Below are 13,905 nucleotides of genomic sequence, written 5' to 3'. Positions count from 1 at the left end.
CAAAGTGGTCTACAGAAAGTAAGTTGAAGGGGGAAAGATGAAATCCTATGTTCGCGCCGCCGCGGCTTTTGCTGTCGCTTCGACAGTGCTGGCCTTTTCCGGTCAGTCTCATGCAACCGTATTCGCCGCCTGGCAAGTGGCAGGCGTGCCGTTCGGCGACACGCTCAACGCGCGCAAATTTCCGTCAAACACATCGCAAAAGCAGGCGGCCTATCCGAATGGCGCCGTCTTGCAGATGACCGGCCGCTGCACGGGCGGGATAGATCTGCTCGACATTGCCGGCCAACCTCACTGGAAGCAGCGGCAGGCGATCCGCTACCGCTGGTGCGAGGTCTGGCACGATCCGGCGCAGAACGGTCATTTCGTCACCGGCTGGGTCTACGGCAAATACATCGCGCCCTATTGAGAGATCTGCCGCGGCCATCTGCGTTGCCCGCTCCACGCGAGGATGAGTGTTCTTGCAGCCTGTGGTGTGCGAGATTCCTCGTGCTGGCGGCCAAGCATTTGTCAAGCATTAACGACCTTCTTTGGCGCTGCCCGAGGTGTAAAGCGTATTTGACGTTGCGTCAGGCCGATCTGGTCCGGCCAGAAAAATCTCGCTAAGTTACACGACGCACGAATTTTTGAAGCTGAATCGGCAATATTTGATGAATATCGCCGAATATAATTCAATAGGCGAATTGACTTACTTGCAGCATAGCGTCATTAAGATAACGCGACGCGAATCGCAGAGGCTTGCCTATATGAAATTCGCGCGATGCCCGATCCCAGAAAAAGGGCGCAGTCTAGAAACAAACTCTCGTTGGGGCCTGAACACAATGGATATCGTCGAAACACCTTCAAGGAATAGTGACGCGCTGATCGAGCTGACCGCCGATGTCGTCGCGGCCTATGTCAGCAACAACCCGGTGCCGGTCGGCGAACTGCCGAACCTGATCGCCGATGTCCATGCCGCGCTCGGCCGCGTTGGCGGCACGAGCGAGCAGCCATCGGCCGAGAAGCAGAAACCGGCCGTCAACCCGAAGCGCTCCGTGCATGACGACTACATCGTCTGTCTCGAAGACGGCAAGAAGTTCAAGTCGCTGAAGCGCCACCTGATGACCCACTACAACCTCACCCCGGAAGAATACCGCGAGAAGTGGGGCCTGGATGCCAACTATCCGATGGTCGCTCCCAACTACGCCGCCGCCCGTTCGCAGCTTGCCAAGAAGATGGGCCTCGGCCGCAAGCCCAAGAGCCGCAGATAACGGATATCGGACAAGCAATTTGACGGCGCCCTTGCGGCGCCGTTTTTGCTTTCCGGCGTGGCTGTTGGAAAGGTTAATGCGTGTCGCCCAAAACTCTGCAGCGGTTCTGGGACAACGACATGCATCAGAACAAGAAACTTAAAGCACCTGGTCTGAATCCGTTTCGGCGCGTCGCGCTTTAGGCGGTTTGCTTCAGCGCCGCTTCGGCGTCGCGCTTGATGCGCTTGACCATCGAGCGCAGGCCGTTGGCGCGCTGCGGCGACAAATGCTCGTCGAGGCCGAGTTCTTTCAGCGTCACTTCCGCGTCGGTGCCGTGGATCTGGCTGGCCGGCCGGCCCGAGAACAGCGCCAGCATGATGGCGACGAGGCCGCGTACGATGTGGGCGTCCGAATCCCCCTGGAAGCTGATCACCGGATCGACGCCCGGTCCTTGCTCGGTCGTCAGCCATACCTGGCTGACGCAGCCCGGCACCTTGTTGGCCGGGATGCGCTCGGCCTCGGGAAAAGGCGGCAGCGCCTCGCCGAGCTCGATCACATAGCGGTACCGGTCTTCCCACTCGTCGAGCAGGGAGAAATCGTCGCGGATCGTTTCGATCGAGGTCGTCATTGCCCGCATATAGTGACCCGGCGCCGCCGCGTCACGGAAAAAGAAAGACGCCGCGGGCGTCGAGAGGTCGGACGGGCCCGCGGCGTTAGAGCAATTCCAGGAAAAGTGCGTAGCGGTTTTCCGTCCGGAATTGCGCCAAAAAACTAAACAGAGAGCAATTCCAGGAAAAGTGCGTAGCGGTTTTCCGTCCGGAATTGCGCCAAAAAACTAAACAGAGAGCAATTCCAGGAAAAGTGCGTAGCGGTTTTCCGTCCGGAATTGCGCCAAAACCAATGCATGCCGCGCAAAAGTGTGCAGCGGTTTTGCGAAAACGACATGCACAAAAATCAAAGTTAGCCGAGCGAACGGCTGAAAAAGAATCTCAGTTCTTTGCCGTCAGCATCACCGGGATGTTGACCTTGGCGGGCAGCACGACGTCTTCGGCGACGCTGCCGGTGGTCTCGACGGAAGTCTCCGCAACCTTCGCCTCGGGAGTGGCCGCCCTTTCCGACTGATGGTCGTCAAGCATGGCGGCGGCGATCTTGGCGGTTTCCTGGGCGCGGACGGTGATGGTGTGCATGGCCGATTTGCCGGTCTCGCAGACGTCCGGCTTGCGCTCGCAGATGCCGGCGATGTCGCCGACCGCCTCGCGCGCCGCAAACAGCGCCTGGATCGGCCCGACCGCCTCGCGGCCATCCTCGTCGGGGCCGACGCTGAGCGGCAGTGCCAGAAGCACCAGCGAAAACCAGAAAGCCATCCTGATCAGAAAACCCATCTCAATGCCTCTCGTCCGCGACCGGATCATGCATCCATCGGCATGACCTCTTTTATGGGCAGGATAGTGGCACGGGCGCGCAAAGGACGGCTTGCGCCGAAGCCGCGAATTTTCTTCAAATTTTAGGCAAGTTCGAAAGGATTGGTTTTCGAGATTGATTTCATTCAAATCTCATCGATTGGATTAACTTTACGATAACCATCTATATGGCTGTTTTAAAAGGGAAATTCTGGAAATAATCGACATCGGCACGAGGTTTTCAGGCGGCCCGGCGCGCCGGCTGCGGATAACGCTCCATTTACCATGGCGGCAGATCGACGTGCTTTGCGGTGCCGGCGTCCCAATATTTCCCGTGGGCAGGGCGCTCGCCTCGTCTGCCTTATCCATTCCTTAAACGCTGGATGCCAGTTTCAAGCCAATTAAGAGTCACCTGCAAAGCAGGGCATTTTCACGACCGGGTACGCGTGCGGTGAGTTCGATTACGGCCAGATACGTTCAATTACCCGGCGCTGTGGCCGCCGGCTGCGAACGCATGGTTCATCCGACCGTCATGGGCGAGGCTGAGCGCCTGCGCCAGCGCCGCTTCATCGGCGTCATGCTCGCCGCTCCGTTTCTCGCCGCGGGCGCGGCGGTGACGATGGTCACCTCAAGCCTCGGTGCGGCAGTTACCGTGGCTGCGATCTTCGCCGCTTTCGGTCTGTGCTGGTTCGCCGCGCTTCTGGTCGCGGCCACCGGCCGCATGGCGCTCGCCGGCCGTGCGGCGGTTGCCATGGGTGGCCTCGCTCTTGCTGCGGCAATCGCCGCGGCGGGCGGTTTGGCCTCGCCGGTCGCGCTGCTTGCCGTCGCTTTGCCGATCGAGGCCTGGTGGGTCGCTGGATCGCGGCGCGCGGTGTTGCCGGCCGCGCTGGCGGCGCTCGCAGCCATTTTGCTGCAGCCTTTCGCGAACCAGTTCCTGCCGCTCGGCGCGGCCGGGATCGCCAGCTGGCACTGGCTGTTGCCGCTTGCCTGGGCGCTGACGCTGCTGCCCCGCGCGGCGGCCTTCGCCAATCCGGCCAGCGCGCGCCAGGCCGAGCCCGCGGCCGACCGCCTCGACGAGATCATCGACGCCGTGGTGCTGCGCGTCGGCCGCCAGGGCGACGTGCTCGACGCTTCGGCCAAGGCGCGCTCCATTCTGAAGCTGGCGCCGGAGCTCTTGCTCGGCACGGGGCTGTTCGAGCGCGTCCATCTTTCCGACCGCGTTGCCTATCTCACCGCGCTCGCGGACATGCGCGAGGGCGCGCCGAAGCGCCGGCTCGACCTGCGCATCCGGCTGCCGCGCGACGGTGGCGGCTCGGCCGACAATTTCCGCCCGTTCCGCCTGGAATTGATGCGCGGCGGGCTCGAGCCGGAGGTCTTCACCCTCGTGCTGCGCGAAAACGACGACGTCGCTGCTCTGCGCGAAGAGCTTGCCTCGGCGAAGGAAGCCGCCGCGGCCGCCGAAGTGGCCAAGGGCCGTTTCCTGGCGGTGGTCAGTCACGAGCTGCGCACGCCGCTCAACGCCATCATCGGCTTCTCCGACATGCTGCTGCACGAAATGTTCGGTGCCTTCCGCGATCCTCGCCAGAAGGAATATGTCGGCCTGGTCAGGGAGTCCGGCCAGCATCTCCTATCCGTCGTCACCTCGATCCTCGACGTCTCGCGCATCGAAGCCGGCGCCTATGCGACCGAGCTGGAACCGTTCCGCTTCGTCGAGGCGGTCGATATGTGCCGGTCGATGATGCGGCCGCTGGCCGACGCCAAGAGCATCGCGCTCGCCGCGCAGGTCGCGCCGGACGCCGGCGAGATCAATGCCGACCGCCGCGCCGTGCAGCAGATCCTGATCAATCTCGTTTCGAACGCCGTGAAGTTCACGCCCGACGGCGGCAATGTGGTGATCGGCGCCAAGCGCGTCGGCTCTCGGCTGCATTTCTGGGTGAGCGACACCGGCATCGGCATCGCTGAGGAGGATATGGCCAATCTCGGCAAGCCGTTCATGCAAATCCAGAACGACTATACGCGCCGTTTCGAGGGAACCGGGCTCGGCCTGTCGCTGGTCAAGGGCCTTGTGGCGCTGCATGAGGGCACGATGTCGATCGAGAGCGCCCCGGGTGAGGGCACGACGGTGACGGTCAGCCTGCCGGTGAACGGACCGAAGCGGCGCTCGGGCACGCCGGCCGGCGTGCTACCGATGCCGGTTGCAAAGCCGAAGGGGGATGCAGATGGGGACAGCAATGGCTCGCTCCGCAAGACGGCCTAAGGTGGTCGAACCCGAGCGCGGCGTCCTTGCCGAGGGCGCGGTCGCGGTTGGCCAGATGATCTCGCGCAATCCGGTTCTGGTCGGGGGTTCGACCGCCTTCCTGGTGACGCTCTTCTACGTTTCGGCCAACGCGCTCTGGTACCAGCCTTTTCCGCACACAGGCGCCTTCTTCGCCACCAGGAGCATCGAGAATTTCCCGCACGCCGTCTCCGACGAGCCGGAGACCACCATCAACATCGTGCGGCAGGCGCCGGCACAGCCGGCTCCCAAGCCCGATCCGGTCGTCCAGCAGGTGCAGGGCATCTTGAAGGACCTCAATTTCTACGATGGCACGGTCGACGGCCTCACCGGCCCGGCCACGCGCAAGGCCATCCAGGCCTATCAGTTGAAGGTCGGGCTGCCGGGATCGGGCGAGATCGACGGCGCGCTGCTCGACCAGCTCGGCGCCAGGCAGACGACGTCGGCCATTCCACATCCGGCGCCACGTCCGGCAGCCACGGCTCCAGCGGCCGCACCGGTGCCGGCTCCGATCCTGGCCTCGGCACCCGCCGATGGCGCGACCCAGACGGCCGACGCCCGCATCGTCAAGATCCAGGCTGGCCTCAAGGCATTCGGCAACAACGATATGCAGCTCGACGGCAAGGTCGGCGCCCGCACCAAGGCCGCGATCAAGGAGTTCCAGGCGCTGTTCGGCCTGCCCGAAACCGGCGAGCCGGACGAAGCGGTCTACGCCAAGATGCGCGAGATCGGCCTGACGAACTGAGCCGTCCGCAATCTTATCTAGTTTCGGGCCGCGCGCTCAGCCTTTAGAGCGCGTAAGAAAGCATCGCGGTCCACGCTTTGGCCTTCACCGCGGGCCATGCCTTCATCATAGGCGCGCTTGAGCTGGTTCAGTTGATGGTCGGTTAGGGGCCGGATCGCAGTTTTCATGCCGCCATATAGCATTGTCCTGTGCACTTAACGAAGCTTGCTGCTCTCCCCCGCTCGCGGCCACGCCGGAAACTCGCTAAACAGTCGCATGCCATCCGGAACCTTGCCATGCGCGTGACCACCGATCTGTGGGTGTCGGCCCTTGTGCGTCGCGTGTTCGGCGCCGGCGGTTTTGCCGCCGTGGTCAAGCGCGGCGCGACCGAGGCGGGCGCCGTCTTCGTGCTGTCGCGTGGGCGGCTGGGCGAGGTCGCTCTCTATGGGCCGGCGCCGCAGACGAGTTACGATTCCGCCAAGCCCGACGAGCGCTTCTTCACCTTGCTCGATTCCGGCGACGACGCCGCGGCATTCGATGCGCGGCTGGAAAAGGAAAAGAGGTTCGATCCGGATATCTGGGTGATCGAAATCGAGGCGGGAACCGCTCCTGTCGACGAACTTCTGTCCGTCAAAGCGGAATAGGTCCGGCCTGCTTTGGGATATCGCTGCAGAAAACAAATGTTTGGAGCAGCTCAACGATTCTACCGAGCGCTGAGCTGCCCTGGAGTATTTGGGAATGCGACGCGGCTGTCAGCGCGCGCGGCCCGACGGCGCCGTCTTGCCCTGATCAACTGACGGTGGGGTCTTGGACGTGGCGCCCGTCGCCGTTTCCGTCGCAGGTACCGTATGCTCGTCTCCCGATAGTGGACTGCCCTCGCCAGCGACGGACGTGCCCGGTCGGCCAGGGTTGTCTGTGCCGTTCTGGAAGGGTTGGCTCGCTGTCGTCAAGCCACCTGCTCCTACGGCAGTGAAGAGATGATCGGATGCCGACGCGGGGCCGGCAAGCAACGAAAGCGTCGCAAAGAACACAAGTGTTCGCATCATTGGGTTCTCCAATCATTGTGAGGATGTTCAACGTCGCGCCCAACGCCCAACCTTGAGGTGGTCGGAAGGCTTCAGCAGGGGCAAGGGCGGCGCGTTTAGTGAAAGGGTCATGACCCCTTCATTGTCCTCAACGCAGCCCTGCCTCCCTCTATTCCCAAAAAGCGAGAAGAACGGTGAGATATCGCAGGACCGTCGAGCACCCACGGCTTATTTGGGACCTTCGCTTCGCGCGAGCTGACCGGTGATTCTTCCGGGCGCCGAATCGCTCTAGGACGCCTTGAGGTTGGTGGCTAAACCGTCGCTGTTCGACGCCTGGCGCTCGGCGTCTGCCGTCTCGGCGGCGTTACCGCGGATCGCCCGCGACAGTGTCTCGGCCTTCCAGGCCCGCACCTTGTCGAGCGCCGCCTCCCGATGCAGCAGCCGGTAGCGGTCGAGGAACAGCCGGATCGCCTGCGGATGCGGGAACTCCGCCGGATAGACGGCGACCGCGATCAGGAAGGCCCTGTCCTCGCTGAGGTCGAGCGCCTTGAGCGCCGCAAGCAGCGCGGCGTAGCTCGACTGCTCGGTCACCGAGCGGGCCGTTGTGAAATCGACGTCGAGCGCATCGGCAAGCGCTGTCTGGAAGAAGGCGGCATTGCCGGTTAGCGCCGTCTCGCGCAGCTTCACATAGGTTGGCTGGCCGAGGAACAGGTTGACGGCGACGCCGTCGCCGGTGGGCCGCATCATCGAGCGCAAGCGGCGCCGCGCATCCTCCTCGGCTTTGCCGGGAACCGGTTGTTTGTCTTCCGCGGTGTCGGCGGGCGCCGGCTTCACCGACGCGAGCTTGGTGACCGTCTCCGGCGGCCGCGTCTTGACCAGCGTCGGCCTCTCCAGCGCGCGGATCAGCTGGGCGATGGTCGCATTGAGCGCCTTGCGGCGGGCGATCGCGCGCGCGTGCGGCAGGCCATGGCGGCCGATCAGCGCGATGAGGTCGATGTCGCTCAGCGCGTTCGAGCGGGTAAGCAGCGGCGCCGCGATCTCGACCGGTTCTTCGGCCAGCCGCCGCACCAGCGCGGCCGGCGCATACTCGCATTCGGAAAGGGCGGCGGCGACATAGCGGCGCGATTCGACCGACACCTCGTCGAACAGCGGCAGCGTCAGATCCTCGAGCTGGGCGATCTCGCGGCGAGAGGGACGTGTCAGCGAGCAGAAGGCCGATACGGCGGCGCGGAACAGCCTTTCGGCTTTCCCAGCTTCGGTCCGGATAGCGATTTGCCTGAAATCCGAAGATGACACGGAGGATACGCCCGATACTCGACACAGACCCGGCCCTGCGCAATCCGGCCGGGCCGGTTTCGCATCTCCAGGGAACAAAGGTCAAATTAGCCGCGATCCGTTAGCGCTCCGTTAACCCTCTGCCCGTCTTAATCAACTTTGGAGGCGTTGCGTTGTGCTCCGGTCAAACCGAGAGGAATGCGCGAACCATGGGCATGATCCTGTCTTTTGTGCCGAGAACGGCACCGGTCAATCGAGTAAATCACGCTACCGATACGGCAGCTGTCATCATCTTCCCCGGCGTCCGCTACGAGCAGCAGCCGCAGGTCGGAGCGGTGCGCCCGGACGGTCCCGACAAGCCAGGCTCGCCGCGACCCACCATCCCGCACCACTGATCCGTTTTGCCTCTCAGTAGTCCTGCAGCTCGCAGGCGCTCTGCTCGAGGAAGCGTGAAACGATCGGCTTCCAGCTGTCGTCCGGAACGAAGGCGCGGACGACGAGGATGCCTTCCTCGATCGGCGCCTCGACGAAGATCGCGCCCTGAAGCTCCTCCGGAAGATCGCGCCGCACGTCGATCATCTGCGCCGGTGTGAGCACTACAGCATCGAGCTTCTCGCCGTTCGCATTGTGGTCGTTGAAGGAATAGATGTTGTGGCCGTTGCGGTCATAGACCGAAGCCGACCAGAACGGCACGTCGCCCGGCGCCCGGATTCGCACCAGCCCGTCGGCGAGATCGAAGCGGCAGGCGGCGGCGTAGAACATCGGGTCGACCGACTTCACGACCGGCGCGACGCCGGCCTCCGCGTCCAGCCGCGTCATCTTGTAGAGGTCGGAGGTCATCGCCAGTCGCGACCAGGCGTCGCGCTCGGAAAATTCCGGCACCAGGAACAGCACAACGATATGCACGATGCCGGCGCCGAGCAGGCCGAGGATGAGCGCGTGCGGCAGGCTACGCATGGCAGCCCGCCTTCAGGATGCGCGGCAGCGTCACGTCGGAAAGCCCGGTGCTCGACGCGATCGGCGTGTCGTAGAAGGTCAGCACGAAATACATCTTGCCGAAGCCGTTGGTGAGTAGCCAGTTGCCGGAGGCAGGGCGGTCGCCGACGGAGATGACGACCGAATTGTCCGGCTGGCGCAGCACCTCGTAGGATTGCAGCGCCGCCTGTCTCGCCTTGCCGGTGCCGATGACGCCGAGCGAGTGGTCGGCGGCATAGAGCGTCCAGAACCGAGCCGTCGGATAGCCGCCCTCGATCGTATAGGCGCATTCCCGTTTCAGCGGCTCGCCGGCCTCGTCGCGCTCGGCGACGAAGGAGAGCCCCTCCGCCCGGCCGAGCGCCAGCACGCCCTCGCGCGCCACACGGGCCTTCGAATAGGGGTCGGCCGCCTGGGTACCGATTTCGGGGAACGCGGTCCATTGGCCGATGCGGATCGCGCCGACGCCGTCCTGCGCGTTGAGCGCGTACCAGACGCTGCCGCCGCCCAGGCCGATGGCCATGGCAAGCGAAAGCAGCGTGAGGAATGCGTTTCTGAGCATGAAGGGCCGGAACTGAGGAGGTTGTTCGGGATATCGCGGCGCGGGGCCTCGTGGCAAGCCGGCTTGCTCCAAGGCGTGGCGATATTCAGGTGATGCGGCCTGCAAATGGCGCCGTCCTGCGCTTCGGCGCTCATGCACATGGCACACTACCCATGAACTCTTTCTATCGAACAAGCAGCGCCGCATTCCCGGTGTTGACGACCGGCTTGTCATGGACGAGATTCCGTCCTGCGACCCCCTGATCATCGATGCCTCATGCGGCGCTGCAGGCTGCTGGACCGCCACGAACCAGCGCCGATGCTTTGCCATCGTCCCGTGTGCCAGCGACGCGGTGATCACCAATGTCGATTTCAGTCGAACGAAGCAGGAGATTATTCAATGGCGCTCGAACTCATCAACCCAGATGATCTGCCAGTTCCAGAGATGTACACACAGGTTGTCGTCGCGACGGGATCCAAGCTGGTATTCGTCTCAGGTCAGCAGCCCGAAGACATACACGGCAAGCTCGTTGGGTATGGTGATTTTGCGGCGCAAGCGCGCCTGGCATTCGGCAATCTCGGCCGGGCGCTCAGTGCGGCAGGTGCACGGCCTGAGCAAGTTTGCAAGATCACAATCTACATTGTCGATTACAACCGCGATGAACACGTTCCGATCATCGAAGAAGCGCAGATTTCGCTGTTTGGAGATCACAAGCCAGCGAATGTGGTGGTCGGGGTAGCGATAATGTCCCCAGGCTACCTCATAGAGATCGACGCGATAGCGGTCATTGACGAGGCCGTCAGAAGCTAGCGTCGCACAAGGCGGCCCGCGTCTTTATCACTGTGAAAAAGGTACTAGTCCGCACCGATCCGATGCCTGTGCTTGAAGCCGCCGCCATTTCGTTCCACATCGATCGGGATGAAGGCCGAGATAGAAGAACGACGCTGGAATTTAGCGTGGGCCTTGCCCGCATCGCTGATCCTGCATGCGCTCATCGCAGCGTTTCTGGTCTACAGCCTGCCGAGGCCTGCCCAACAGCTCGATCAGGAACAGCCGGTCAATGTCGCGCTAGTGCCTCCGCCCGAGCAGCCGAAACCGAAGCCGCCCACACCGCAGCCAAAGGAACCCAAGGCCGAAAGGCCGCCGGAACCTAAAACTGAAAAACCGCCCGAGCAGAAAGTTGAAAAGCCGCCTTTGCCGGAAAAGCAGCCGCCGAAGCCAATCGCGGTGCTAAAACCCGTTTTTCGGTACGGCGACAAGGATACCGGCCCGAGGAAATCCCTGGATGGAGGCGGCGATCGAGACGACACGCCGTCGCCGGCCAAGGATAATGATTCGAAGCCGCCTGCCGTGCCGAAGCCTGCAGAGAACCAATCTGCAGCGCCGGCAGACGCCGATCAGCCGGCGGATCAAAGCAAGGCTGACGAGAAGCCGGTAACCGCCGCGACGGACGCCAAGCCCACGCAGAATGAGGAAAAGCAGGCAGCCCAGGACACGGATCAACAGCAGGCAGACAAACAAGAGGCAGGAGCGCAAACCGCCGAAAAGCAAACAACCGTGGCGCCAACGCCGTCAGGCGCTGAGAGCGACGGTAAAGTCGAGCTTCCGGCCGCGGTCGAAAAACCAAAGCCCAAACCCGTAAATACGCTGAAGTTCAGGCCTGCAAAGGGCTCGAAGTCCCGAAGCAGGAGCGCTGGGACGCCAGGTTCCACCAATGCCGCCGTTGCTGGATCGCCGATCTATTCGGGCCTTCCGGGGGTTCGAAAGCTTTACTCGCAGGGCGCCACCGGCGATGCGCTGGCCACAAGCTCCATGAGCGGCGTGCCTCGCGATCAGCGGGTTGCCAACCTTTGCGGCAGCGTTTTGAACCAGGAATTGCAGGACGCCTCTTATTCTCCCAAATGGCTGCCATCCATTCCGCTGAAGGTGGGCAATGTTCTTAGCCCTCCGGAGGCCGCCTTCAGCACGACAACCACATGGTACCGCCTGGGCTTCCGGTGCGAGGTCGATGCCGATGCGACGAGGGTCCTGTCGTTCAGCTTCCGTGTCGGCGCTGAGATCCCACCCGGCGAATGGGCCCGTCTCAGATTGCCCAGTCTCCACTAAGGCATGCCTCCACCAAAAGCATGTCTCGCGAAAGGGGAAGCGGTTTCGGGACAAAGATATGCGCAGGATCAAACCCTGATGCATGTCGCCCAAAAGTGTGCAGCGGTTTTGGGAAAACGACATGCATCAAAACAAAGGCTTAAAGCGCCGACAGCGTCTCCGGCAGGGTGGGCGCATCGAGCACGGGCGCCGACTGGAACACCTTGGTCATGTCCCTCAGCGTCTGCGTGGTGCGGCTGGACAGCACCGGCGGGCGCTCGGCCTCGGCCTGCGACTCGGCATCCGCGGCCTCCTTCTTCGCCGCTTCCTCGGCCTTGGCCGCGACCTCGGGGTCGACCCAGGGATGATCGATGCCCGGGATCGGCTTCAGGTCGATGTTCTGATGCGCATAGACCATAAGCCGCTGCCACACCATCGCCGGCAGCGAACCGCCGGTCATCTTGTTGGTCGGCGTGAAGTCGTCATTGCCGAGCCAGACGGCGGCCGCGTAATTGCCGGTGAAGCCGACGAACCAGGCGTCGCGGTAGGATTGGGTGGTGCCGGTCTTGCCGGCGACGACGATGTTGGGAAGCTGGGCGCGCCTGGCCGTGCCGATCACCGGCACCGCCGCCAGCATCGTGTTCATATAATGCAGCGCTTTTTCCGACAGCACGCGGTGCGGCGGCGGCGCGTCCTTGGTCCAGTCATAGACCACGTCGCCGGTGCGGGTGACGAGCTGGGTGATGCCGTGCCTTGAGCCGACGAAGCCGTTCTGCGCAAACACGCTGTAGCCCGTCGCCTGGTCCATCACCGTCATGAGGGAGGTGCCCAGCACCATGGTCTTGTGCGATTCCAGCGGCGACTCGACGCCCATCGATTCCGCCATCGCCTTGATCGGGCCGATGCCGAGATATTCCTTGGCGAGCCGCACCGGCACGGTGTTGATCGACTTGGCGATCGCGGTGATCAGCGTGACTTTGCCGGCCGAGCCGCCATTGTAGTTGTGCGGCGACCAGCTGCCCCAGCTGATCGCGCCGCCGGAAACCACCGAGTCCGGCGTGAAGCCATGCTCCATCGCGGTGGCGTAGACATAAGGCTTGAACGATGACCCGGTCTGGCGCAGCGCCTTGGTGGCGCGATTGAACTGGCTGGCGCCGTAGTCGCGGCCGCCGACGATGGCGCGCACCGCGCCATTGGTCTCGATCACCACCACCGCGCCCTCGGTGACGTTGTATTCCTTGCCGAACTGGCGAAGGTGGAACTCGACCGACTCTTCCGCCGCCTTCTGGATGTTGGCGTCGAAAGTGGTATGGGCGACCAGCGAGTGCTGGCCGGGCTTGGCGATCTTCTTGACCTCGTCGAAGGCCCAGTCGAGGAAATAGTCGGGGCTCTTCTGCTCGCCGCGGTCGACGACGTCGGCCGGATGCAGCCTGGCCTGCAGCACCTGACCCTCGGTCATGAAGCCCGCGTCGACGAGATTGGAAAGCACCACATTGGCGCGGGCGCGGGCGGCCGGCAGGTTGATGTGCGGGGCGTATTTGGTCGGCGCCTTGAACAGGCCGGCGAGCATTGCCGCCTCGGCGAGGTTCAGGTCCTTGACGCTCTTGCCGAAATAGAAATCCGCCGCCGCCTCGATGCCGAACGTGCCGCCGCCCATATAGGCGCGGTCGAGATAGAGCTGCAGGATCTCCTTCTTGGACAGGTTCGCCTCCAGCCATAGTGAGAGAAAAGCTTCCTTGATCTTGCGCTCCAGGGTGCGCTCGTTGGACAGGAACAGGTTCTTGGCGAGCTGCTGCGTGATGCTGGAGCCCCCTTGGACGACCGAATTGGCGCGCACGTTCTCGAAGATCGCGCGCGACAGGCCGAGAACGTCGATGCCGTAATGATCGAAGAAGCGCCGGTCCTCGGTCGCCAGCACCGCCTTGATGACGATGTCGGGCATCTCGTCGACCGGCACGGAATCGCGCTGGATGATGCCGCGCTGGCCGATCTCGTTGCCGTAGCGGTCGAGGAAGGTGACGGCGAAGTCGCCCTGGTTGCGCCAGTCGCCGCCGGTGATCTCGAAGGCCGGCATCGCCAGCGCCAACAGCACCACGATGCCGCCGGCGCCCATGGTGAAGCCTTCGCTCAGCACCTCGATGATGGCGCGCCGCCATCCGTGAAGGCGGAATCGGCGGCAAAAGATGGTTGCCGCTTCCCAGAATTCGCGCGCCTTGAAGCTGATCTCGTAGAGGGAGGAATCGAGCCACGCGTCGACGGCAAGAGCCGCAGAGGCGATCCGGCCTCTTCTCTTGCGTGGTTTCGAAGGACTTGCCATTCCAGACTTCCGCCCCAACGCGCTTTCGCCCGAAACCGCACGGTCGGTTTCGGGCGCCACCCCTC

The 13,905-nt window shown here is 63.2% G+C and carries 14 protein-coding genes; 8 read left to right on the top strand and 6 right to left on the bottom strand.

Annotated features, from left to right (window positions below; all coding sequences use genetic code 11):
- The first annotated feature begins 37 nt into the window (after nt 1–37).
- Both EJ071_RS31230 and EJ071_RS31225 read left to right on the top strand, forming a co-directional pair.
- Nucleotides 38–406 carry an SH3 domain-containing protein gene (locus EJ071_RS31230; protein ID WP_126101287.1) on the top strand — a complete coding sequence of 123 codons (369 nt, stop codon included), beginning with the start codon at nt 38–40 and terminating at the stop codon, nt 404–406.
- A gap of 412 nt (nt 407–818) precedes the next feature.
- Nucleotides 819–1,247, top strand: a complete 429-nt coding sequence (locus EJ071_RS31225) for a MucR family transcriptional regulator (RefSeq protein ID WP_126101286.1) — start codon at nt 819–821, stop codon at nt 1,245–1,247.
- Between the two features lie 178 nt (nt 1,248–1,425).
- On the opposite strand, the gene EJ071_RS31220 is transcribed toward EJ071_RS31225, so the two are convergent.
- Nucleotides 1,426–1,854 carry a SufE family protein gene (locus EJ071_RS31220; protein ID WP_126102794.1) on the bottom strand — a complete coding sequence of 143 codons (429 nt, stop codon included), beginning with the start codon at nt 1,852–1,854 and terminating at the stop codon, nt 1,426–1,428.
- A gap of 361 nt (nt 1,855–2,215) precedes the next feature.
- Nucleotides 2,216–2,608, bottom strand: a complete 393-nt coding sequence (locus EJ071_RS31215; protein WP_126101285.1) for a DUF5330 domain-containing protein — start codon at nt 2,606–2,608, stop codon at nt 2,216–2,218.
- A gap of 532 nt (nt 2,609–3,140) precedes the next feature.
- On the opposite strand from EJ071_RS31215, the gene EJ071_RS31210 reads away from it, so the two are divergent.
- From EJ071_RS31210 to EJ071_RS31200, 3 genes are all read left to right on the top strand, one after another.
- Nucleotides 3,141–4,883, top strand: coding sequence for a HAMP domain-containing sensor histidine kinase (locus EJ071_RS31210; protein WP_126101284.1), 1,743 nt, complete (start codon nt 3,141–3,143; stop codon nt 4,881–4,883).
- Nucleotides 4,858–5,646, top strand: coding sequence for a peptidoglycan-binding protein (locus EJ071_RS31205; RefSeq protein ID WP_126101283.1), 789 nt, complete (start codon nt 4,858–4,860; stop codon nt 5,644–5,646). Before EJ071_RS31210 ends, EJ071_RS31205 begins: the two co-directional genes overlap by 26 nt.
- A 275-nt stretch (nt 5,647–5,921) precedes the next feature.
- Nucleotides 5,922–6,269 (top strand): DUF1491 family protein, encoded by a 348-nt coding sequence (locus tag EJ071_RS31200; protein WP_126101282.1) that lies wholly within the window; start codon nt 5,922–5,924, stop codon nt 6,267–6,269.
- 669 nt (nt 6,270–6,938) lie between these two features.
- Here the strand turns inward: EJ071_RS31200 and EJ071_RS31195 are convergent.
- Entirely contained in the window at nt 6,939–7,946 is a 1,008-nt protein-coding gene (locus EJ071_RS31195; protein WP_126101281.1) for a DUF2336 domain-containing protein, read from the bottom strand.
- Nucleotides 7,947–8,140: 194 nt separating this feature from the next.
- Between EJ071_RS31195 and EJ071_RS31190 the strand changes: the two genes are divergently transcribed.
- Entirely contained in the window at nt 8,141–8,320 is a 180-nt protein-coding gene (locus EJ071_RS31190; protein ID WP_245460040.1) for a hypothetical protein, read from the top strand.
- A gap of 13 nt (nt 8,321–8,333) precedes the next feature.
- Here the strand turns inward: EJ071_RS31190 and EJ071_RS31185 are convergent, their stop codons facing one another.
- Both EJ071_RS31185 and EJ071_RS31180 read right to left on the bottom strand, forming a co-directional pair.
- Nucleotides 8,334–8,882, bottom strand: a complete 549-nt coding sequence (locus EJ071_RS31185; protein WP_126101279.1) for a DUF1254 domain-containing protein — start codon at nt 8,880–8,882, stop codon at nt 8,334–8,336.
- Nucleotides 8,875–9,459: a DUF1214 domain-containing protein gene (locus tag EJ071_RS31180; RefSeq protein ID WP_126101278.1), complete on the bottom strand. Its 585-nt coding sequence runs from the start codon at nt 9,457–9,459 to the stop codon at nt 8,875–8,877. The genes EJ071_RS31185 and EJ071_RS31180 overlap by 8 nt, the downstream gene beginning before the upstream one ends.
- Nucleotides 9,460–9,837: 378 nt before the next feature.
- Here EJ071_RS31180 and EJ071_RS31175 point away from each other — a divergent pair, with 378 nt between their 5' ends.
- Both EJ071_RS31175 and EJ071_RS31170 read left to right on the top strand, forming a co-directional pair.
- Nucleotides 9,838–10,248 (top strand): RidA family protein, encoded by a 411-nt coding sequence (locus EJ071_RS31175; protein ID WP_126101277.1) that lies wholly within the window; start codon nt 9,838–9,840, stop codon nt 10,246–10,248.
- Nucleotides 10,249–10,356: 108 nt separating this feature from the next.
- Nucleotides 10,357–11,544 carry a DUF930 domain-containing protein gene (locus tag EJ071_RS31170; RefSeq protein WP_126102793.1) on the top strand — a complete coding sequence of 396 codons (1,188 nt, stop codon included), beginning with the start codon at nt 10,357–10,359 and terminating at the stop codon, nt 11,542–11,544.
- Nucleotides 11,545–11,683: 139 nt separating this feature from the next.
- On the opposite strand, the gene EJ071_RS31165 is transcribed toward EJ071_RS31170, so the two are convergent.
- Nucleotides 11,684–13,840 carry a penicillin-binding protein 1A gene (locus EJ071_RS31165; protein ID WP_126101276.1) on the bottom strand — a complete coding sequence of 719 codons (2,157 nt, stop codon included), beginning with the start codon at nt 13,838–13,840 and terminating at the stop codon, nt 11,684–11,686.
- Nucleotides 13,841–13,905 lie beyond the last annotated feature (65 nt).

Origin of the sequence: Mesorhizobium sp. M1B.F.Ca.ET.045.04.1.1, from assembly GCF_003952465.1 — a bacterium.
In the GTDB taxonomy this organism is placed as follows: Bacteria; Pseudomonadota; Alphaproteobacteria; order Rhizobiales; family Rhizobiaceae; genus Mesorhizobium; species Mesorhizobium shonense.
Note: the sequence above shows the minus strand (reverse complement) of the source record. Positions and strands in the feature narration are given on the sequence as shown.

Coding starts and splice junctions, on each gene's coding strand:
- EJ071_RS31200 (WP_126101282.1), top strand. CDS start 5,922: ATGCGCGTGACCACCGATCTGTGGGTGTCGGCCCTTGTGCGTCGCGTG.
- EJ071_RS31215 (WP_126101285.1), bottom strand. CDS start 2,608: ATGGGTTTTCTGATCAGGATGGCTTTCTGGTTTTCGCTGGTGCTTCTG.
- EJ071_RS31170 (WP_126102793.1), top strand. CDS start 10,357: ATGAAGGCCGAGATAGAAGAACGACGCTGGAATTTAGCGTGGGCCTTG.
- EJ071_RS31165 (WP_126101276.1), bottom strand. CDS start 13,840: ATGGCAAGTCCTTCGAAACCACGCAAGAGAAGAGGCCGGATCGCCTCT.
- EJ071_RS31225 (WP_126101286.1), top strand. CDS start 819: ATGGATATCGTCGAAACACCTTCAAGGAATAGTGACGCGCTGATCGAG.
- EJ071_RS31205 (WP_126101283.1), top strand. CDS start 4,858: ATGGCTCGCTCCGCAAGACGGCCTAAGGTGGTCGAACCCGAGCGCGGC.
- EJ071_RS31180 (WP_126101278.1), bottom strand. CDS start 9,459: ATGCTCAGAAACGCATTCCTCACGCTGCTTTCGCTTGCCATGGCCATC.
- EJ071_RS31220 (WP_126102794.1), bottom strand. CDS start 1,854: ATGACGACCTCGATCGAAACGATCCGCGACGATTTCTCCCTGCTCGAC.
- EJ071_RS31230 (WP_126101287.1), top strand. CDS start 38: ATGAAATCCTATGTTCGCGCCGCCGCGGCTTTTGCTGTCGCTTCGACA.
- EJ071_RS31185 (WP_126101279.1), bottom strand. CDS start 8,882: ATGCGTAGCCTGCCGCACGCGCTCATCCTCGGCCTGCTCGGCGCCGGC.
- EJ071_RS31175 (WP_126101277.1), top strand. CDS start 9,838: ATGGCGCTCGAACTCATCAACCCAGATGATCTGCCAGTTCCAGAGATG.
- EJ071_RS31190 (WP_245460040.1), top strand. CDS start 8,141: ATGATCCTGTCTTTTGTGCCGAGAACGGCACCGGTCAATCGAGTAAAT.
- EJ071_RS31210 (WP_126101284.1), top strand. CDS start 3,141: ATGGTTCATCCGACCGTCATGGGCGAGGCTGAGCGCCTGCGCCAGCGC.